General features: G+C 71.4%; 19 protein-coding genes. 10 read left to right on the top strand and 9 right to left on the bottom strand.

Annotated features, from left to right (window positions below):
- Window positions 1-87: 87 nt before the first annotated feature.
- The 4 genes from ACZ6TD_RS14940 to ACZ6TD_RS14925 form a co-directional block, all read right to left on the bottom strand.
- On the bottom strand, window positions 88-1,032 hold the full coding sequence (locus ACZ6TD_RS14940; RefSeq protein WP_471354274.1) for an amino acid ABC transporter permease: 945 nt from the start codon (window positions 1,030-1,032) through the stop codon (window positions 88-90).
- Entirely contained in the window at window positions 1,029-1,676 is a 648-nt protein-coding gene (locus ACZ6TD_RS14935; protein ID WP_471354273.1) for an amino acid ABC transporter permease, read from the bottom strand. Before ACZ6TD_RS14935 ends, ACZ6TD_RS14940 begins: the two co-directional genes overlap by 4 nt.
- Window positions 1,677-1,773: 97 nt before the next feature.
- The gene (locus ACZ6TD_RS14930) at window positions 1,774-2,685 is read right to left on the bottom strand and encodes a glutamate ABC transporter substrate-binding protein (RefSeq protein WP_262702835.1); all 912 of its coding nucleotides are present in this window, start codon (window positions 2,683-2,685) and stop codon (window positions 1,774-1,776) included.
- Window positions 2,686-2,778: 93 nt separating this feature from the next.
- Complete coding sequence (locus ACZ6TD_RS14925) at window positions 2,779-3,555, bottom strand: amino acid ABC transporter ATP-binding protein (protein WP_201852637.1); 777 nt, start codon at window positions 3,553-3,555, stop codon at window positions 2,779-2,781.
- Between the two features lie 305 nt (window positions 3,556-3,860).
- On the opposite strand from ACZ6TD_RS14925, the gene ACZ6TD_RS14920 reads away from it, so the two are divergent.
- Together ACZ6TD_RS14920 and ACZ6TD_RS14915 are read left to right on the top strand one after the other, a co-directional pair.
- Complete coding sequence (locus ACZ6TD_RS14920) at window positions 3,861-4,571, top strand: response regulator transcription factor (protein WP_470011864.1); 711 nt, start codon at window positions 3,861-3,863, stop codon at window positions 4,569-4,571.
- An 18-nt stretch (window positions 4,572-4,589) separates the two neighbouring features.
- A complete protein-coding gene (locus ACZ6TD_RS14915) occupies window positions 4,590-6,026 on the top strand; it encodes an ATP-binding protein (protein WP_471354270.1) in 1,437 nt (478 codons plus the stop codon).
- A gap of 74 nt (window positions 6,027-6,100) precedes the next feature.
- Here ACZ6TD_RS14915 and ACZ6TD_RS14910 read toward each other — a convergent pair whose 3' ends face one another.
- The 3 genes from ACZ6TD_RS14910 to ACZ6TD_RS14900 all read right to left on the bottom strand — a co-directional run bounded on the left by ACZ6TD_RS14910 (window position 6,101) and on the right by ACZ6TD_RS14900 (window position 8,580).
- Entirely contained in the window at window positions 6,101-6,703 is a 603-nt protein-coding gene (locus ACZ6TD_RS14910) for a class I SAM-dependent methyltransferase (RefSeq protein ID WP_471354269.1), read from the bottom strand.
- 62 nt (window positions 6,704-6,765) lie between these two features.
- Window positions 6,766-7,755 carry a TAXI family TRAP transporter solute-binding subunit gene (locus tag ACZ6TD_RS14905; RefSeq protein ID WP_471354267.1) on the bottom strand — a complete coding sequence of 330 codons (990 nt, stop codon included), beginning with the start codon at window positions 7,753-7,755 and terminating at the stop codon, window positions 6,766-6,768.
- Window positions 7,756-7,857: 102 nt separating this feature from the next.
- The gene (locus ACZ6TD_RS14900; protein ID WP_471357747.1) at window positions 7,858-8,580 is read right to left on the bottom strand and encodes an IclR family transcriptional regulator; all 723 of its coding nucleotides are present in this window, start codon (window positions 8,578-8,580) and stop codon (window positions 7,858-7,860) included.
- 136 nt (window positions 8,581-8,716) lie between these two features.
- Between ACZ6TD_RS14900 and miaB the strand changes: the two genes are divergently transcribed.
- A complete protein-coding gene (miaB, locus tag ACZ6TD_RS14895; protein WP_471354265.1) occupies window positions 8,717-10,249 on the top strand; it encodes a tRNA (N6-isopentenyl adenosine(37)-C2)-methylthiotransferase MiaB in 1,533 nt (510 codons plus the stop codon).
- A gap of 22 nt (window positions 10,250-10,271) precedes the next feature.
- Window positions 10,272-11,051, top strand: a complete 780-nt coding sequence (locus ACZ6TD_RS14890; protein ID WP_471354263.1) for a class III extradiol dioxygenase subunit B-like domain-containing protein — start codon at window positions 10,272-10,274, stop codon at window positions 11,049-11,051.
- Window positions 11,052-11,163: 112 nt separating this feature from the next.
- On the opposite strand, the gene ACZ6TD_RS14885 is transcribed toward ACZ6TD_RS14890, so the two are convergent.
- Window positions 11,164-11,406 carry an antitoxin gene (locus ACZ6TD_RS14885; RefSeq protein WP_471354261.1) on the bottom strand — a complete coding sequence of 81 codons (243 nt, stop codon included), beginning with the start codon at window positions 11,404-11,406 and terminating at the stop codon, window positions 11,164-11,166.
- A gap of 24 nt (window positions 11,407-11,430) precedes the next feature.
- The gene (locus ACZ6TD_RS14880; protein ID WP_471354260.1) at window positions 11,431-11,655 is read right to left on the bottom strand and encodes a hypothetical protein; all 225 of its coding nucleotides are present in this window, start codon (window positions 11,653-11,655) and stop codon (window positions 11,431-11,433) included.
- A 243-nt stretch (window positions 11,656-11,898) separates the two neighbouring features.
- Here ACZ6TD_RS14880 and miaA point away from each other — a divergent pair, with 243 nt between their 5' ends.
- The 6 genes from miaA to hflX all read left to right on the top strand — a co-directional run bounded on the left by miaA (window position 11,899) and on the right by hflX (window position 20,342).
- Complete coding sequence (miaA, locus tag ACZ6TD_RS14875) at window positions 11,899-12,837, top strand: tRNA (adenosine(37)-N6)-dimethylallyltransferase MiaA (protein WP_471354258.1); 939 nt, start codon at window positions 11,899-11,901, stop codon at window positions 12,835-12,837.
- Window positions 12,838-12,945: 108 nt separating this feature from the next.
- On the top strand, window positions 12,946-13,443 hold the full coding sequence (locus tag ACZ6TD_RS14870; RefSeq protein WP_471354256.1) for a hypothetical protein: 498 nt from the start codon (window positions 12,946-12,948) through the stop codon (window positions 13,441-13,443).
- A gap of 228 nt (window positions 13,444-13,671) precedes the next feature.
- Complete coding sequence (gene dapF, locus ACZ6TD_RS14865) at window positions 13,672-14,604, top strand: diaminopimelate epimerase (protein WP_471354254.1); 933 nt, start codon at window positions 13,672-13,674, stop codon at window positions 14,602-14,604.
- A 136-nt stretch (window positions 14,605-14,740) separates the two neighbouring features.
- Complete coding sequence (locus ACZ6TD_RS14860; RefSeq protein ID WP_471354252.1) at window positions 14,741-16,984, top strand: RelA/SpoT family protein; 2,244 nt, start codon at window positions 14,741-14,743, stop codon at window positions 16,982-16,984.
- A gap of 154 nt (window positions 16,985-17,138) precedes the next feature.
- Window positions 17,139-18,719 carry a M1 family metallopeptidase gene (locus ACZ6TD_RS14855; RefSeq protein WP_471354251.1) on the top strand — a complete coding sequence of 527 codons (1,581 nt, stop codon included), beginning with the start codon at window positions 17,139-17,141 and terminating at the stop codon, window positions 18,717-18,719.
- Between the two features lie 120 nt (window positions 18,720-18,839).
- Window positions 18,840-20,342: a GTPase HflX gene (gene hflX, locus ACZ6TD_RS14850; RefSeq protein ID WP_471354249.1), complete on the top strand. Its 1,503-nt coding sequence runs from the start codon at window positions 18,840-18,842 to the stop codon at window positions 20,340-20,342.
- Window positions 20,343-20,363 lie beyond the last annotated feature (21 nt).

The raw sequence follows: 20,363 nt of genomic DNA, 5'->3' as shown, positions 1-20,363 counted from the left end.
GTGGCGCGTGCGCCACCGCCCTGGTAAGGGTCTCACTCATCCGCCCGGCCCTTCGGACGGCGTCCGCCCGGTCGCCCGGACGGTCCCTCAGTTCGTCTTGCTCGCGGACGCGTCCGGCGCGGAGGTCGCGGACTGGTCGATGACGTCGAGCGCGTCGGCGGCCCCGAGCGGCTGTCCGGCGTCCGCGACCCGGATGCCGGTCTTGGCGCGTCGGCCGCGCCGCTCGATCCAGGTGGCGAGGGCGGAGAGGGCCAGGCACATCGCGATGTAGATAACACCACCGACGATGATCACCGGGACGTAGGGGTTCTCGTCGTTGACGACGATGTTGCCGGCCAGCTGCTGAAGCTGGAACAGCAGCTCCTGGTAGGTGATGACATAGCCGAGCGAGGTGTCCTTCAGCGTCACCACCAGCTGGCTGATGATGGTCGGCAGCATCGCCCGTACGGCCTGCGGCACCAGGACCGTCATCATGACCTGGGTCTTGCGCATGCCCAGGGCGTACGCGGCCTCGCGCTGGCCCCTGGGCACCGAGTTGATGCCCGCCCGCAAGACCTCGGCCTGGACCGAGCCGTTGTAGACGGTCAGGCCGATGACCAGGGCCCAGAAGCCGGTGTTGTCACCGCTGAGGCCCAGGTCCGAGCGGTAGGTCAGGAAGAGCACCCACAGCACGTAGATGGTGATCAGCAGCGGAACGGCCCGGAACAGCTCGATGAAACCGGTCGCGAACCAGCGGACGGGCTTGTGGTCCGAGAGCCGGCCGACGGCGAGCAGCACACCGAGGGCGAGGGAGAGGACCGCCGCGACCGCGAACACCTTCAGCGTGGTGACCACACCGTCGCGGATGCTGGTCCGCACCCCCGCGTAGTTGAAGATGTCCCACATCTCGGGCGCGAACTGACCCTTGGCGTTCAGCCGCACCACCGCGAAGACGATCAGCCCGAGCACGGCCAGGCCGCCGACCACGGAGAAGACGCGGTTCCGGACGCGGGCCTTGGGGCCGGGGGCGTCGTACAGGACGCTGGAGCTCATCGGGCCACCTCCAGGCGGTTCTCCAGCAGCCGGAAGAGACCGCTGATCGCGAAGGTGATGACCAGGTAGCACAGCGCGATCCACAGGAAGATCCAGCCGATCGCGAAGCCCTTGTCACTCAGCAGCTTCGAGACATTGAACAGTTCGGTGTTGCTGAACGCTCCGGCGATGGCCGAGTTCTTGGTGAGCGCGATGAAGATGCTGCTCATGGGCGGAATCACGGACCGGGTGGCCTGGGGGAGGACGATCAGCCGGAGGGTCTGGACGAAGGTCATCCCCAGGCTGCGCGCGGCCTCCGCCTGGCCGAGCGGCACGGTGTTGATACCGGACCGCACGGCCTCGCAGACGAAGGACGACGTGTAGCAGCCCAGCGCCATCATGGCGAGGACGAAGGGGCTCGTCCCCGGGAAGAAGATCTGCGGGATCACGAAGAACGAGATCAGGAACAGCAGGGTCAGCGGGGTGTTGCGCAGCAGGGTGACCCAGGCCGTCCCGAACGCCCGCAGCGGCGGTATGGGCGACACCCGGAAGCCGGCTATGACGACGCCCAGCACGAGAGCCAGCGCCGCACTGGCCGCCGTGATGGAGAGGGTTCCCAGGAACCCCTCCCGGAACTGGGGCAAATGATCGAGAAGTACGTTCATCGATTCTCCGCGGTAGCGGTCAGGTCAGCGGCGTGCGGAGCGCACCGGCTTCGAGGTGAACAGGCGATCGGGTGAACGGGCGGACGGAGAGCCCTGCTCAGTAGCGCGGCAGGGGCGTCTTCGGCGCGACGTAGGAGGAGCCGGACTTGCCGAGCGTGCCCTCGTACGCCTTCTTGTAGTCGCCGTTCTTGATGTGCTTCTCGAGCGAGTCGGTGATCGCGTCGCGGAGCGCCTTGTCGTTCTTGTTCATGCCGACGCCGTACGGCTCCTCGGTGAACGGCTTGCCGACCACGTACAGCTTGCTCGGGCGCTGGGCGGCGTAGCCCTTGAGGATCGCGTCATCGGTGGTGACCGCGTCGACCTGGCCGTCGAGCAGCTGCTTGACGCAGAGCGAGTACTTGCTCAGCTCGGTGGTCTTGGCGCCGTACTTCGGCTTCTTGATCTCCTGGAGCGGGGTGGAGCCCACGATCGAGCAGACCTTCTTGCCCTTGATGCTGTCCGGGCCGGTGATCTTGCCCTTGTCCTCCTTGCGGACCAGCAGATCGGCACCGGCTGTGAGGTACGGGCCCGCGAAGCCGACCTGCTTCTTGCGCTCGTCGTTGATGGTGTAGGTGCCGACGTAGTAGTCGACCTGGCCCTTGGAGATGGAGGTCTCGCGGACGTTGGAGTCCACCGTCTTGAAGGTGATCTTGTCCGCGGAGAAGCCGAGGTCGGCGGCGACCATCTTGGCGATCTCGATGTCGAAGCCGGAGCGCTTGCCCTCGGTGTCCTGGAACCCGAGGAAGGGCTGGTCGGCCTTGGCGCCGATGACGATCTTGCCGCGCTTCTGCGCCGCCTTCAGGGTCGGCGAGTCGATCTTCACATCCTTCGCGACCGTGTAGTCGCCGCTGAAGACCTCGCCGCCCTTCGGCTTGTCCCCGGCGGTGCCCTTCTCGCCGCCACAGGCGGTCGCCGTCGCGGCCAGCGCGAGAACCACCGTGGCCGCCGCGGCCGTCTTACGAATCCTCATGGTGCCCATCCCTCTGTGTTCAGTACGTGGTTCAGATACGCAGTGGCGAACGTGCCGCCGGCGGTCTGCCGAGCCAGTGCGGACTCAGCGGGCTCAGTGGTGAAGGATCTTCGACAGGAAGTCCTTGGCCCGGTCGCTGCGGGGGTTGTTGAAGAACTGCTCCGGCTCGGCCTCTTCGACGATCCGGCCGTCGGCCATGAAGACCACCCGGTTCGCGGCGGAGCGGGCGAAGCCCATCTCATGGGTGACGACGACCATCGTCATGCCGTCCCGGGCGAGCTGCTGCATGACCTCCAGCACCTCGTTGATCATCTCCGGGTCCAGCGCCGAGGTCGGCTCGTCGAAGAGCATCACCTTCGGGTCCATGGCCAGGGCGCGCGCGATCGCCACGCGCTGCTGCTGGCCGCCGGACAGCTGGGCGGGGTACTTGTCCGCCTGGGCGCCGACGCCGACCCGGTCGAGCAGCGTGCGGGCCTTTTCCTCGGCGGCCTTCTTGTCCGTCTTACGGACCTTGGTCTGGCCCAGCATCACGTTCTCGAGCACCGTCTTGTGCGCGAAGAGGTTGAAGGACTGGAAGACCATGCCCACGTCGGCACGCAGCCGGGCGAGCTCCTTGCCCTCCTGGGGCAGCGGCTTGCCGTCGATCGTGATGGAGCCGGAGTCGATCGTCTCCAGCCGGTTGACCGTGCGGCACAGCGTCGACTTCCCGGACCCGGACGGCCCGATGACGACGACCACTTCGCCGCGGCTGATGGTCAGGTCGATGTCCTGGAGCACATGCAGCGCGCCGAAGTGCTTGTTGACTCCTGACAACGCAACCAACGCGTTCGCCACCGGTGCGGCGTCCTTGGTCACCGATACTTCGCTCATCGGCGTCTCGCTCCGTCCTCCTCGGTTGGGAGGACACTAATGAGCGCCCGCGACCAGCGTCATTACATCTGAGCTGAAATTGAGGATAACGATATGGCTGCGACGCGCCACTCTGCGTGAACGGGACGACGCACACCGTACCGGCTGCGTAACGGAAACCAGTGTGTGACCGAATGGTCTTGACGGCTGCCCGTCGATCGGGGTGGATGCCCTGTGGCCATGTTCGTGGCCGCATTCGAAGACATGGTGACGGGGACACGTACGGGGCGCGTCTCCCCAGATACGGAAAGGTGGCGGAGGGGCCGGTGAGACTGCTGCTCGTCGAGGACGACAACCATGTCGCCGCGGCCCTGTCCGCCATGCTCTCCAAGCACGGTTTCGAGGTCACCCACGCCCGCAGCGGCGAGGAGGCGCTGCAGGCGCTGCTGCCGGACTCCGGCGCCCCGTTCGGCGTCGTCCTCCTCGACCTCGGACTGCCCGACCAGGACGGTTTCGAGGTGTGCGGCAAGATCCGCAAGCGCACCGCCACACCCGTGATCATGGTGACGGCGCGCGCCGATGTGCGCTCCCGCATACACGGGCTCAACCTCGGCGCCGACGACTATGTGGTCAAGCCGTACGACACCATGGAGCTGCTCGCCCGGATCCACGCCGTCAGCCGCCGCACCGCCGCCCACGACCCGGGCCACGGCACCGAGGAGAGCCCGGACGGCTCCCATCCGCCGCTGCGGCTCGGCCCGGTGACCATCGAGCTGCCCACCCGCCAGGTCTCCGTCAACGGCACGACCGTCTCGCTCACCCGCAAGGAGTTCGATCTGCTCGCCCTGCTCGCCCAGCGCCCCGGTGTGGTCTTCCGCCGGGAGCAGATCATCAGCGAGGTCTGGCGCACCAGTTGGGAGGGGACGGGGCGCACCCTGGAGGTCCACATCGCCTCCCTGCGCTCCAAGCTGCGGATGCCCGCCCTGATCGAGACCGTGCGCGGGGTGGGCTATCGCCTCGTCGCCCCGGCCTGCTGAGCGACCGGGGCTCCCTCGGTGCGCACTCGGCTCCTCCCGCTCCTCATCGTCCTCATGGCGGGCGTGCTGCTCGCGCTCGGCTTCCCGCTCGCGGGGAGTCTGGCCGCCCGGGAGCAGCAGCGTGTGGTCGTCGACCGGATCGACGACACCGCGCGCTTCGCCGCGCTCGCCCAGTTCGTCACCGCCGGGCCGACCGGGGCGGTCGGCGCAGAGGGGAACGAGCGGCTGGGCACCCTGCGCGCCGAGCTGAAGCGCTACCACGACCTGTATGGCATCCGGGCCGGGGTCTTCTACCGGGACCGGGACGCACCGCCCATGGCCGAGGCGCCCGGCGCCTGGCGGCTGCCGGACACGGGCGAGAGCGCCCAGGCGTTCGACGAGGCCCTCGCCGGGCGCCGCAGCCACGATCCGCCCCAGGTGTGGCCCTGGCAGCGGGGCAGGCTCACCGTGGCCTCCCCTGTCGTCCGCGACGGGGACGTGGTGGCCGTCGTCGTCACCGACTCGCCCACCGGCCAGATGCGGTCGCGGATCCTGCACGGCTGGCTGGTGATCGGCGCGGGCGAATGCGCCGCGATGCTGCTGGCCGTGGGGGCCGCCTTCCGGCTCACCGGATGGGTGCTGCGGCCGGTGCGCGTCCTGGACACCGCGACCCACGACATCGCGACCGGGCGGATGCAGTCACGCGTCGCGGCCGCCTCGGGGCCCCCGGAGCTGCGGCGGCTGGCCCGCTCGTTCAACGAGATGGCCGACAACGTCGAGCAGGTCCTGGAGCAGCAGCGGGCGTTCGTCGCCGACGCCTCCCACCAACTGCGCAATCCGCTCTCCGCGCTCTTGCTGCGCATCGAGCTGCTGGCGCTGGAGCTGCCGGACGGCCATGAGGAGATCGCCTCGGTGCGGGCGGAGGGCAAGCGCCTGGCCAGAGTCCTGGACGATCTGCTCGACCTCGCCCTGGCCGAGCACTCCGCCGCGGATCTGCGGCTCACCGATATCGCGGAGCTGGCGACCGACCGGGTGGACGCCTGGCTTCGGGTGGCCGAGCGGGAGGAGGTCGGGCTCGCCTACACCGGCCCCGCAGCCATCACCGGCTGGGCCGACCCGGTGGCCCTGTCCAGTGCGCTGGACGCCGTTGTCGACAACGCCCTGAAGTTCACGCCCGAGGGGGCGCATGTGGAGGTCTCGGCGCGTACGGAGGGCGACACCGTGGCGATCGTCGTCGCCGACGGCGGCCCGGGCCTCACCGAGGACGAACTCGCCCGCATCGGCGACCGCTTCTGGCGCAGCAGCCGCCACCAGAACGTCTCGGGCTCGGGCCTGGGCCTGTCCATCACCCGCGCGCTGCTCGCGGCGGGCGGGGGCACGATCGACTACGCGCCCAACGAGCCCCGCGGTCTGCGCGTGACCATTACGGTGCCGCGGACGGGGCCCGGCGAGACCGTGACGACCGTAAGGACGTGAGGCGGGCTGTGAGGACCGTGAGGCGGGCCGTAAGGACGTGAGGACGTGAGGCGGGCCGTAAGGTCGCTCGCCGCTCAGTCCGGCGGCTTGCGCCAGACGATGCTGTAGCGCCACAGGACGTGACGGCGGTACCGCGAGCCGGGCAGGAGCTCGGCGGCCAGCGCCCGCATCTCCGGGTAGGTCACCGGCGGCGGCCATACGACGGGGGACGGATGGTTCCAGTGCCCTTTCCTGGCGAGGTGGACGGTACCGGCGGCGATGGCGGCGAGGACGCGCGGCAGATCCTTGGGCATCGAGTTCCGGGCGAGGCCGACGACGGCCAGGACGCCGCCGGGCCGCAGCAGGTCGCGCATGCGGGCCAGTCCGGTGGCGGCGTCCATATGGTGCAGGGTGGCCACCGACGCGATGACGTCGAACGAGGCGGGCTCGAAGGGATGGCTCAGGGAATCGCCCAGGACGTAGTCGACGTCGTCCCCGTACGCACGTCCCCGATCGATGCTTGCCGCGTCGAGGTCGATCCCGGTGACCTGTGGCACGGTCCGCCGGAGCGCGCGGGCGAGCATGCCCTCGCCGCAGCCGACGTCAAGGGCGCGCTGGGCGCCGTCGGGGACCGCGTGGAGGATGCGGGGGTGGTAGTGGATGTTGTGGTTCCACCGCCTGCCGTTCTTCACCGCCATGTGATGATCCTGCCGGACGAGGCCCCGTTCGTCCGCCATATCGAGGCGGCAGCGGTGCCGGACTACGGCTTGACCGAGCGGTAATAGCGCGCCGCGCCCTTGTGGAGGGCGAGGGGATCGGTGAAGACGGCGGTCCGCAGGTCCACCTTCTGGGCGGCGTGCACCTTCGCGCCGATGCGGTCCCGGTTCTCTATCACCGTGCGGGTGACGCCCTCCGCCAGATCGGGGGCCACCCGGTCCGTGGTGACCAGGAGGTTCGGTACGGCGATCGTCTTGACCGGCTCCGGCCTGCGTATCTCCTCGTACGCGTCGGCGGGCACGGTGGCCGCCCGGTAGTAGCGCGTCACCCCGCCCTGCCGGTGCAGCGGGCCGGTGAGGTCGCCGAGCTGGACGAGCCGGATCGGGTAGGCGTGGGCCAGGGTGCGCACCGCGGTGGTCGGCAGCCCGCCCGACCAGAAGAAGGCGTCGAGCTTGCCCTGCCGCAGCAGCCTCGGCATGGCGTCGATGCCGACCCGCTCCGCCCGGATGTCCCGGTCGAAGTCGAGCCCGGCGGCCTTGATCAGCGCCCGGGTGATCAGCTGCACGCCAGAGCCGTCGTCGCCCACCCCCACCCGCAGATGCTTCAGATCGCGGGCCGATCGCACGGCCGAGCCCCTCGGCACGACCAGCTGCATGTAGTCGTCGTACAGCCGGGCGCAGGCCCGCAGCCGCCCCGCTCCCTCGCCCTGATAGGCGGCGACGGCGTCGGTGGCCGCGATGGCGAAGGTGGCCCTGCCCCGGGCCAGCCGCTCGACGTTGTCCGGGGACCCCCTGGACTGCTCCAGCCGCACATCGACATCGGGGAGGTCCCGGGCGAGGTCCTGCTCGAGCATCCGGCCGTAAGTGTCGTAGACCCCGGTGGAGACCCCCGTCGCGAACGTCACCCGGCCGCTGGGCGAGGGGCCACCGCCCGACGCCAGCAGCCACCACAGCAGCAGCCCGAGGGCGACGAGGCCCGCGGCGGCGGACTGCAGGGCACGGCGCCGGTCCAGGCGCGGAAGGGTGACGGCCATGGCGAGGATCTTGCCAGGCCGGCTGACGGGAGGGGAGGGGCGAGCCGTGACGGGAGGGCAGGGGCGAGGCGCGTATCCCGTCGAGCGGGCGCGCCCTCCCGCTCACCTGCCGGAGCGCAGGGCCCTCGACAGGCCCAGGGCCGCCGTCCGGACCGCCGGTGCCAGCTGCGCCGGGCGGAAGCGGCCGCGGGGTACGGCCACCGACAGCGCCGCCACCGAGGTCGGTCCGTCGAACACGGGAGCCGCGATGCAGCTGACCCCCGGAGCCGCCTCTTCCTCTTCGTAGGCCAGACCCGCGACCTGGGCCTGCTCGACGGCCGTGCGCAGCCGGTCCGGATCGGTGATCGAGTGGGAGGTCAGGGCGGGCAGAGGCGCGGCCAGGATCTCCTCGACCAACTCGGAGCCCGAGAACGCCAGAAGCGCCTTGCCGACGCCGGTGCAGGTCAGGGGCAGTCGGCCGCCGATGCGGGACGGCAGTCGAAGGGCGTCGTGGCCGTGGATGCGCTCGACGTAGACCACCTCGTGGCCCTCGCGCACCCCGAGGTGCACCGTCTCGTGCGTGGCCTCGAAGAGGTCCTGCAGGAACGGCAGCGCGGCTTCCCGCAGATCGCGCCGGCGCGGGACGAGCGAGCCCAGTTCGAAGAGGGTGCCTCCGAGCCGGTAGGTCTCGGCGTCACGTTCGAGCAGGCCGAGACGGACCAGATCGGCGCAGAGCCGGAACACGGTGGTCTTGGCCAGCCCGGTCCGCGCGGACAGTTCTGTGAGACGGAACGCGCCGCCGTCGGGCCGGAAGCAGTCGAGGACGGCCATCGCCTTGTCGAGCATGTTGCCCTGCGCGCTGTTCCGTGTCATGGAACACAGTGTGCCGGTGCTCGGCCCTCGGTCCACCGCCGGGGGACGGGTCGGTGGCCCGTTCAACCGCCCGGCAGAGGGGCTTCGCGTGAGCGCCTACCCTTGTCGGGTGACCATCAGCAGCGACCGGAGCCCGGCAGTGGACGTTCAAGCACCCAAGAGCTACGAGATCCGCACCTACGGGTGCCAGATGAATGTCCACGACTCCGAGCGGCTCTCGGGCCTCCTGGAAGAGGCGGGCTATGTCCGCGCGCCCGAGGGCACCGGCGAGGGCGAGGCCGACATCGTCGTCTTCAACACCTGCGCGGTGCGGGAGAACGCCGACAACCGGCTGTACGGCAACCTCGGCCGGCTCGCGCCGATCAAGGCGCGGCGGCCGGGCATGCAGATCGCCGTCGGCGGCTGCCTGGCCCAGAAGGACCGCGACACCATCGTCAACAAGGCCCCCTGGGTCGACGTGGTCTTCGGCACCCACAACATCGGCAGCCTGCCGGTGCTGCTGGAGCGCGCCCGCGTCCAGGAGGAGGCCCAGGTCGAGATCGCCGAGTCCCTGGAAGCCTTCCCCTCCACGCTGCCGACGCGGCGCGAGTCCGCGTACGCGGCGTGGGTCTCCATCTCCGTGGGCTGCAACAACACCTGCACCTTCTGCATCGTCCCGGCGCTGCGCGGCAAGGAGAAGGACCGCCGCCCCGGCGACATCCTCGCCGAGGTGGAGACCCTGGTCGCCGAGGGCGTCACCGAGATCACCCTGCTCGGCCAGAACGTCAACGCGTACGGCTCCGACATCGGCGACCGCGAGGCGTTCAGCAAGCTGCTGCGCGCCTGCGGGAAGGTCGAGGGCCTGGAGCGGGTCCGGTTCACCTCGCCGCATCCGCGCGACTTCACCGACGACGTCATCGCCGCCATGGCGGAGACGGAGAACGTGATGCCGCAGCTGCACATGCCGCTGCAGTCCGGCTCGGACACCGTGCTCAAGGCGATGCGCCGCTCGTACCGGCAGGAGCGCTACCTGGGCATCATCGAGAAGGTGCGGGCCGCGATGCCGGACGCCGCCATCTCGACCGACATCATCGTCGGCTTCCCCGGCGAGACCGAGGAGGACTTCGAGCAGACGCTGCACGTGGTGCGCGAGGCGCGCTTCGCCCAGGCGTTCACCTTCCAGTACTCCAAGCGGCCCGGGACGCCCGCCGCCGAAATGGACGGCCAGGTGCCCAAGGCGGTCGTCCAGGAGCGCTACGAGCGGCTGGTCGCCCTCCAGGAGGAGATCTCCTGGGAGGAGAACAAGAAGCAGGTCGGGCGCACGCTGGAGGTGCTGGTCGCCGAGGGTGAGGGCCGTAAGGACGACGCCACGCGGCGGCTGTCCGGCCGTGCCCCCGACAACCGCCTGGTGCACTTCGCGCGCCCCGAGGAGCCGGTGCGCCCCGGCGATGTGGTGACGGTCGACATCACCTACGCCGCCCCCCACCATCTGCTGGCCGAGGGCCCGGCCCGGGGCGTGCGGCGCACCCGCGCCGGGGACGCCTGGGAGCGGCGGAACGCGCCCGAGGAGAAGAAGCCCGCGGGGGTGATGCTGGGCCTGCCGACGGTCGGCGCCCCTCCGCCGCTGCCGGCCGCGCCCGCCGCGGGCTGCGGCTGCGACTGAGCGCACGGCTAGGCTGACGATCATGCTGATCGCCGCCGCCGTCTGCCCGTGTCCGCCGCTGTTGGTGCCCGAGGTCGCCGCCGGAGCCGCCCCCGAGCTGGACGGGCTGCGCGCGGAGTGCTTCAAGGCCATCCACGCCCTCGCGGCGGCGCGTCCGGAGCGCCTGATCGTGGTGGGGCCCGCCGATCGCGCCGGGCGCGGGCCGCATGCGCAGGGCGCGGCCGGGACGTTCCGCGGCTTCGGCGTGGAAGTGGATGTGCGGCTCGCCGCGCCGGTGGCGGAGGACGAGGCGTCCGGCGGCGGTGATGCCGCGGACGGCGGGTCCTCGCGCTCGCTGCCGACGTCGCTGCCGACGTCGCTGCCGACGTCGCTGGCGGTCGGCGCCTGGCTGCTGGAGCACGCGGAGTGGGACCCGGCGGTGCCCGTCGAGGGGCTGGGCGTAGGGGAACCTCTCGCGGCCGAGCGGTGTATTGAAGTCGGAAGGGAGCTCGCCGGGCGGGCGGAGCGGGTCGCGCTGCTGGTGATGGGCGACGGCACCGCATGCCGCACGCTGAAGGCGCCGGGCTATCTCGACGAGCGGGCGGCCCCGTTCGACGCCGAGGTGGCGCGGGCGCTGGCGGCCGCCGACACCGGAGCGCTGGCCGCGCTCGACGAGGAGTTGGCGTACGAGCTCAAGGCGGCGGGCCGCGCGCCGCTGCAGGTGCTCGCGGGGGCGGGCGAGGGGGCGCGCCTGAAGGGGGAGTTGCGGTATGACCAAGCACCGTACGGCGTGGGGTATTTCGTGGCGAGCTGGTCGTCCTAGGGGGCTCGCGGCCGTGGAGCCTGCACTCCACGGCCGCGTACCGGCGGGGCCGGCCGGTCCGGGCCCGGCATCGCCCGCCCCCGTCTTCTGTGCCTTGTCTGCTTGGCCCGTCTTATGCGTCGCCCTTGTCCTTGGGCTTGCGCTCGTCCATCTGCGAGAGGCGGTTGAGAGCGTCCTTCGCCTTGCCCGTGCCAGTCTCGATCTTGGCGCTGTACTTGCCCTTGGTCCTGGTGTCGACCGTCTTGGCCGCCTTCTCCAGGCCCCGCCCGATCCTGGCCTCGTGCTGCTGCGCGAAGCTGCCGGCCTTGCCCTTCATCTGACCGGCCTTGGCCTTGAGATTGTCCATCAGGCCCATGTGCCACCTACCCTCGTCGGTTGCCTATGCGCGGGCGCTCTCACCGGTCTCGCTGTCGGCCGCCTCGGCCGCGGACTGCTGCTTGGGGATCCCGGCGCTTCCACCCACCGGGTTCTCCTTCCCACTCCGCGCGGCCTCAGCCCCATCGGCGGTCCCGGACTCGGTCTCCGCCGTCATGGCGTCGGCCGTGGCCTGGGCGTCCCGCACGGACGGTGCCTCCTCGGACGAGCGGCTCGCCTCCTTCGACACACGACGAAACCTGGAAAACACGCCCATATCTACTCCATACCTTACTCGTGTGGGCGAAACTCGCGTGGGCGGAATCCCGTGCCGCCCGGAGTGCCCCCTTGTGCGGTGCGCGGCGACTGTGCGGCGCGCGGCGGCCGATTCCCCGAACCGGCACTCGAAGCCTCGCAACAGGCAACGAACCCGGCGGTGCCCCGTCACGTCGCTCATTCGAGGAGCCCCCGGGGCATTTGCGAGACTGGCCCGGTGAATACTGCAGGCCACCCGCCGCGAGTCATCGCCGTCGTCGGCCCCACAGCGGCCGGAAAGTCCGATCTGGGCGTCGCGCTCGCCAGACACCTCGACGGCGAGGTCGTCAACGCCGACTCCATGCAGCTGTACCGGGGCATGGACATCGGCACCGCCAAGCTGACGGAGGACGAGCGGCAGGGGGTGCCACACCGGCTGCTGGACATCTGGGACGTCACCCAGACCGCGAGCGTCGCCGAGTACCAGCGGCTGGCCCGCGCCGAGATGGACCGCCTGCTCGCCGAGGGCCGCACCCCCGTCCTGGTCGGCGGCTCCGGCCTCTACATCCGCGGGGCCATCGACGCCCTCGATTTCCCGGGCACCGACCCCGCCGTCCGGGCCCGGCTCGAGGCCGAACTGGAGGAGCGGGGCTCCGGGGTCCTGCACGCCCGGCTCGCCGACGCCGACCCCGAGGCGGCGCGCGCGATCCTGCCCAGCAACGGCCGCAGGGTGGTCCGGGCGCTGGAGGTCATCGAGATCACCGGCCGCCCCTTCACCGCCAATCTGCCCGGGCACGAGGCGGTCTACGACACGCTCCAGATCGGCGTCGACGTCGAGCGGCCCGAGCTGGATGAGCGGATCGCCCTGCGGGTGGACCGGATGTGGGACGCCGGGCTGGTCGAGGAGGTCCGCCGGCTGGAGGGCGCCGGACTGCGCTCCGGGCGTACCGCCTCCCGCGCGCTGGGCTATCAGCAAGTGCTCGCCTCGCTCGCGGGGGAGTGCGCCGAGGAGGAGGCGAGGGCCGAAACCGTGCGCGCCACCAAGCGGTTCGCACGCCGTCAGGACTCCTGGTTCCGCCGGGATCCGAGGGTCCACTGGCTCAGCGGAGCGGCCGACCGCAGAGGGGAACTCCTGGCGAGCGCGCTCGCGTTGGTTGAACGGGCGGTCACAGCCTGATCACGTCATGGCATCGGGAAGCTCAGCTCGTCATTCGGGCCCCGGCGGGCATGCCATCATCAAGCTCCGATCGTGCCGTGGTGTCTGGAGTTGGGAGGGCGTGTGGCGATGGAGGCCGGCCCTCGCGACGCATCGCAGCAATCGCCGCACGGAGACGCGCGGCCACTGACCCCGGACGGCCCTGACGAGGCCGGAAGACTCCACGAACCCGGCGCGCCGGTCCTCGGGGACGGCTCCGAGGGCGAGGCCGGCGCGGGCTCGGTCTCCGGAGAGTCATTCCGGGAGCTGCGCCCGCCGCGTCGGCTGCGGATCTGGCAGATCGCGCCGATCGTCGCCCTCGCCATCCTCGGCTCGCTGATGTTCGCCTTCCCGCTCGCCTTCGAGTTCGGCGACGGAGGGGCCGTCGTGGCCATGCTCGGCCTGCTGCTGAGCTGCTGTGCGGCGGGCTGGGGCCTGATGGCCGCCCGCCGGGTGGGCTACACCTGGCCGGGCCTGCCCCCCAGAGGCTCCGGACGCCGCCCGGACTGGCGCTTCGTCGTGCTCTACGTGGTGATCGTGGCGTTGCTGGCCGCCCTCACCTTCTGGCGGGTGGCCCGCCTCCGCTGAGCGCTCCGCGGGAAGTGGTGCCATGCGTCGTTGGCCGACTGCGGCGCCGTCGTGGCTGGTCGCGCCCGCGCGGCGGAGCCGCACATCGACACGGCCCCGCGCCCCTTCGGGGCGCTGCCCGAACCGTAGCGGGCTTCCTCCGATCTGCTCAGGCCCTCCGGCCAGTGGTTCCCCCAGGCGGCCCGGGCACCGGGGGACGGCGCGCGCGGTGCCCCGTAGGATCGAGGAATGAGCACCGCACCACGGCTGGCCTTCCTGAAGGGGCACGGCACCGAGAACGACTTCGTCATCGTCCCCGACCTGGACGGCCGTCTTGAGCTGTCCGCGGCCACCGTCGCCCGGATCTGCGACCGCCGCGCCGGTATCGGCGGTGACGGCCTGATCCGCGTCGTGCGGTCCTCGGCGCACCCCGAGGCGCGGGCCATGGCCGACCAGGCCGAGTGGTTCATGGACTACCGCAACAGCGACGGCAGCATCGCCGAGATGTGCGGCAACGGAGTCCGCGTCTTCGCCCGGTACCTTCAGCGCGCCGGGCTCGTCGAGGCGGGCGATCTCGCCATCGCCACCCGGGCCGGGGTGCGCCGGGCCCACATCGCCAAGGACGCCGGTGACGCCGCCCAGCCGGGCGAGGCCACGACCGGGTCCGACGCCCCGATCACCGTGGTGATGGGTGAGGCCACACTGCCCGAGCCCGGCCCCGAAGGGGCGATCACGGTCACGGTCGGTGACCACAGCTGGCCCGCGCGCAACGTGAACATGGGCAATCCGCACGCGGTCGCCTTCGTCGACGACCTCGCCCAGGCCGGTGATCTTTTCGCGGCCCCCGCCGTGCGCCCCGCCGCCGCGTACCCGCACGGCACCAACGTCGAATTCGTCGTCGACCGCGGCCCGCGCCATGTCGCGATGCGCGTGCATGAGCGCGGCTCCGGTGAGACCCGCTCCTGCGGCACCGGCGCCTGCGCCGTGATGGTCGCCGCCGCACGCCGTGACGGGGACGATCCGGCGGTCACCGGCCACCCGGTCACGTACACCGTGGACGTTCCCGGAGGGCGGCTTGTCATCAGCGAACGGCCGGACGGTACGGTGGAGATGACCGGCCCTGCCGTGATCGTGGCCGAGGGGGAGATAGATGCCTCTTGGCTGGGCACGGACCTCGGCTGACACTTCCCTCGAATGGGTGATCCGTTTCACTCTGGGCGAGAGCCGGTCGGCCGTGCGTGATGGGCTCGATAGCATCAAGCACCGGCCCCGGGGGAGTACCCACGCCGGTTGACGCTCGACGCCGCCGGAGGTGCCCATGAGCGCAGAGGCCACCGACCAGGCCCCGTTCGGCCGCAGGCGCGGCCTCCCCCGCATCGACCTGCGCAATCTCCGCAGGTTCAGCCGGGCCGCCCTGCTCGGGTCCGCCTCCCGCGGCCGGCTGCCGGACGCGATCGAGCATGTGGCCAAGGTCCACCGCGCGCACCACCCCGGAGCCGATCTGGACGTGCTGCGCAAGGCGTACGTCCTGGCCGAGTCCTCCCACCGCGGCCAGATGCGCAAGAGCGGTGAGCCGTACATCACCCACCCGCTGGCCGTCACGCTGATCCTCGCCGAACTGGGCGCCGAGACCACGACGTTGACCGCCTCGCTGCTCCACGACACCGTCGAGGACACCGATGTGACCTTGGATCAGGTGGGGGAGCAGTTCGGCGAGGAGGTCCGCTATCTCGTCGACGGCGTCACCAAGTTGGAGAAGGTCGACTACGGCGCGGCGGCCGAGCCCGAGACCTTCCGCAAGATGCTCGTCGCCACCGGCAACGACGTCCGGGTGATGTCGATCAAGCTCGCCGACCGGCTGCACAACATGCGCACCCTCGGCGTGATGCGCCCCGAGAAACAGGCGCGCATCGCCAAGGTCACCCGCGATGTGCTGATCCCGCTCGCCGAGCGGCTCGGGGTGCAGGCGCTCAAGACCGAGCTCGAGGACCTGGTCTTCGCCATCCTCCACCCCGAGGAGTACGCGCGGACCCGCGAGCTCCTCCAGGCCCACGCCGGCCGCCCCGACCCGCTGGCCCAGGCCGCCGGGGACGTACGGGGCGTGCTGCACGAGGCGGGCATCACCGCCGAAGTCCTGGTCCGGCCGCGGCACTTCGTCTCCGTCCACCGGGTCGGGCTCAAGCGCGGCGAGCTGACCGGCACCGACCTCGGCCGCCTTCTCGTCCTCGTCTCCGACGACGCGGACTGCTACGCGGTCCTCGGTGAACTGCACACCTGCTTCACCCCGGTGATCTCGGAGTTCAAGGACTTCATCGCGGTTCCCAAGTTCAACCTCTACCAGTCGCTGCACACGGCCGTGGCCGGGCGCGACGGCGAGGTCACCGAAGTCCTCATCCGCACCCACCAGATGCACCGGGTCGCCGAGGCCGGAGTGATCGCCCTCGGCAATCCGTACGCCCCGACGGAGGGCGCCGACGCCCCCGAGGGCGAGCGGGCCGACCCCACCCGCCCCGGCTGGCTGTCCCGGCTGCTCGACTGGCAGAGCGCCACCCCCGACCCCGACATCTTCTGGACCTCGCTCCGCGACGACCTCGCCCAGGACCGGGAGATCACCGTCTTCCGCTCCGACGGCGGGACGCTCGGCCTGCCCGCGGGCGCGAGCTGCGTGGACGCCGCGTACGCCCTGTACGGCGACGACGCGCACTCCTGTATCGGCGCCCGGGTCAACGGCCGGATCGCGACCCTGAGCACAGTGCTGCGCGACGGCGACACCCTGCAGCTGCTGATGGCGAGCGACACCCGGGACACCGCCTCCCACGGCCCTTCGCCGGAGTGGCTCGACCATGCCCGCACCCCGGCCGCCCGGATCGCCATCAACCGCTGGCTGGCCGCCCATCCGGCGTCGCAGCTCGAGCCCCGGGAGGCCGCCGAGGAGCCGGAGTCCGCCTCCGAGCTCACCGGCCGGGACGGGCAGGGCGGACAGGAGGCGCAGGACGGGCAGGAGACGCAGTACGCGCAGGTCACGCGAGGGCCGCAGGTTTCGCAGGGCGGTCAGACCGTCGCCCCCGCGCCCGGTGCGGGCCGTCCCGAGGCGGGAATCGTCGTCGACCTGCCCGGCGCGACCGTACGGCTCGCCCGCTGCTGCACCCCGGTGCCGCCCGACGCGATCACCGGCTTCGCGGTCCGCGGCGGGGCCGTCACCGTGCACCGCGAGCGGTGCCCCGGAGTGGCGCGGATGACCGCGACCGGGCGCTCGACCGTCGGAGTGCGCTGGGCGGACGAGGACGACGGGGACGGGGGCGGCGACTATCGCGTGACCCTCTTCGCGGAGGCGTTCAGCAGACCGCATCTGCTCGCGGACCTCACCGAGGCCATCGCCGCCGAGGGTGCGGAGGTGGTGGCGGCCGCCGTCGAACCGCCGCGTGAGCAGCGCGTCCGGCACACCTACACGCTTCAGCTGCCCGACGCGGGCAGGTTGCCGACGCTGATGCGGGCCATGCGCAACGTCCCCGGGGTGTACGACGTGACGCGCGAGGGCCGCAGCATGGCCGCGGCGCACTGACGGGCGGGCGCGCTCCTCCAGCGGCGCCCTCCTGAGCGCGCACGCTCCTGACCACCGTTGGGTCGTCCGCACTCCTTCGGCCGTCTGAACTCCTTCGGGTGGATCAAGCCCGGGAGCGACTGCGCGGGCGCCGGGACGCTGGTAGCCGTAGGGCATGACGCTTTATTCGGGGCGCCGCCCCTGGCCGCCGCGCACCGGGCGCCGCAGGACCGCGCCGGTGGCCGCCGCCATGGCCGCCGTCTTCCTCGCGGTCGGCCCCTCCTCCGCCGCGGGGCCGGTGTCCCCCGCGCACCCGAGTCCCCTGGGCATCGGCGACCCCCTCTTCCCGCAGCTCGGCAACCCCGGGTACGACGTCACGGCGTACGACATCGCGTTCGCCTACCACCGTCAGGACCGGCCGCTCGACGCCGTCACCACCATCGACGCCCGCGCGACCGCCCCGCTGCGCACCGTCAACCTCGACTTCGCCCAGGGCGTCGTGGACTCGGTGCGGGTCGACGGAGCGCGGGCCCGGTTCGTGACGGCCGGTGAGGACCTGGTGATCACCCCGTCCGCCCCGCTCCGTAAGGGCGCCGCCTTCCGGATCACCGTCCGCCACACCAGCGATCCGCGGAGCGACACGAACGGCGGCTGGGTCCGCACCAGCGACGGGCTGGCCATGGCCAACCAGGCCAACGCCGCCCACCGGGTCTTCCCCTGTAACGACCACCCCGCCGACAAGGCCCGCTTCACCTTCCGGATCACCGCACCGAAGAGCCTTACGGTCGTCGCGGGCGGACTGCCCGGGCAGCGCGTTCGCAAGGGATCGCGCACCACCTGGACGTACCGCCTCGCCCACCCCATGGCCACCGAGCTGGCGCAGATCTCCATCGGCCGCTCCGCCGTGCCGCGCCGCACCGGGCCCCACGGGCTTCCGGTGCGCGACGTCGTCCCCGTGGCGGACCGCGCACGGCTGGAGAAGTGGCTCGCGCGCACCCCCGGGCAGCTGGCCTGGATGGAGAAGAAGGCCGGGCGCTACCCCTTCGAGACCTACGGTGTGCTGATCGCCCACGCCACCACCGGCTTCGAGCTGGAGACCCAGACGCTCTCCCTCTTCGAGCGCGATCTGTTCACCAGCGAACAGCTTCCCCGGTGGTACATCGAGTCGATCATGGTGCATGAGCTGTCGCACCAGTGGTTCGGCGACAGTGTTAGCCCGCGCCGCTGGTCCGATCTGTGGCTCAACGAGGGCCACGCCACCTGGTACGAGGCGCTGTACGCCGATGAGCGCGGTAAGGCGAGCCTGGAGCGGCGGATGCGCAAGGCGTACGGGCAGTCCGACGCCTGGCGGGCCGAGGGAGGGCCGCCCGCGGCCCCCGAGGCCGCCGACCCCGGCCAGCCGATCGGCATCTTCCGCCCGGTGGTCTACGACGGCAGCGCGCTGGTGCTGTACGCGCTGCGGCAGCGGATCGGCCGGGCCGCCTTCGAGCGGCTGGAGCGGCAATGGGTGCTCCGCCACCGCGACGGCGTGGCCTCGACCGCCGACTTCGTCCGGCTGGCCTCCACCGTGGCGGGGCGCGATCTGAGCGGATTCCTCCATCCGTGGCTGTACGGCAGGAAGACGCCGCCGATGCCGGGACACCCCGACTGGAAGCAGACGGAGAAGGAGACCACGAAGGGCGCCGCGCTGCCCGGCGCGCGGGCGGGCCGGCACGCGGTACGTTACGCGGTGCCATGGGCCGTGAAACCCGGGTGACGGCCCGCCCGCCGCGTGCGACCATCAAGGGGTCGGCGTTCGCGTCCGGCCCGGCGGGGAATCCCGCGGGCCCGCCACGCGTTGTCGACAGTGACGGTATTCCACGACCTAAGGATTCCTTTGACCCACTCCTCTTCCCTTCCGCAGGACCGGCAGCGCCTCGCCGAGAGCCTTCGGGCCGACGCCCTGATGGAAGAGGACGTCGCCTGGAGTCACGAGATCGACGAGGAGCGTGACGGCGACCAGTACGACCGCTCCGACCGTGCCGCGCTGCGGCGTGTGGTGGGGCTGTCCACCGAACTCGAGGACGTCACCGAGGTCGAGTACCGGCAGCTGCGCCTGGAGCGGGTGGTGCTGGTCGGCGTGTGGACCTCCGGCACCGTCCGGGACGCGGAGAACTCCCTGGCGGAGCTCGCCGCCCTCGCCGAGACCGCCGGCGCCCTGGTGCTCGACGGCGTGATCCAGCGGCGCAACAAGCCGGATCCCGCCACCTACATCGGCTCCGGCAAGGCCGAGGAACTGCGTGACATCGTGGTCGAGTCCGGTGCCGACACCGTGGTCTGCGACGGTGAGCTGAGCCCCGGACAGCTGATCCACCTCGAGGACGTCGTCAAGGTCAAGGTGGTCGACCGGACCGCCCTGATCCTCGACATCTTCGCCCAGCACGCCAAGTCCCGAGAGGGCAAGGCGCAGGTCTCGCTCGCCCAGATGCAGTACATGCTGCCGCGGCTGCGAGGCTGGGGTCAGTCGCTGTCCCGCCAGATGGGTGGCGGTGGCTCCGGATCCTCGGGCGGAGGTATGGCCACCCGTGGTCCCGGTGAGACCAAGATCGAGACCGACCGGCGCCGCATCCGCGAGAAGATGGCGAAGATGCGCCGCGAGATCGCCGAGATGAAGACCGGCCGCGACATCAAGCGGCAGGAGCGCCGGCGCCACAAGGTCCCCTCGGTCGCCATCGCCGGATACACCAACGCGGGCAAGTCCTCGCTGCTCAACCGGCTCACCGGCGCCGGTGTCCTGGTGGAGAACGCGCTGTTCGCCACCCTCGACCCGACCGTGCGCCGGGCCGAGACCCCCAGCGGGCGGCTCTACACGCTGGCGGACACCGTCGGGTTCGTCCGGCATCTGCCGCACCACCTGGTGGAGGCGTTCCGCTCCACGATGGAGGAGGTCGGCGACGCCGATCTGATCCTCCATGTGGTGGACGGCTCGCATCCGGTGCCGGAGGAGCAACTGGCCGCCGTGCGTGAGGTGATCCGCGATGTGGGCGCGGTCGACGTGCCCGAGATCGTTGTGATCAACAAGGCGGACATGGCCGATCCGCTCGTTGTGCAGCGGCTGCTGCGCATGGAGCGGCGCGCCATGGCGGTGTCGGCCCGCAGCGGGCTGGGCATCGACGAGCTGCTCGCGGTGATCGACGAGGAGCTGCCCCGGCCCCAGGTCGAGATCGAGGTGCTGCTGCCGTACACCCACGGCAAGCTCGTCGCGCGCACCCACACCGAGGGCGAGGTGCTCTCCGAGGAGCACACCCCCGAGGGCACCCTGCTCAAGGCGCGGGTGCACGAGGAGCTCGCGGCGGAGCTGCGGCGCTTCATCCCGGCCGCGGCCGCCGGACAGCGCTAGTCACGACAGCCGCACCGCGTC

It is taken from the genome of Streptomyces yongxingensis (assembly GCF_055597465.1).
This window is presented reverse-complemented; position numbering and strand designations above follow the sequence as displayed.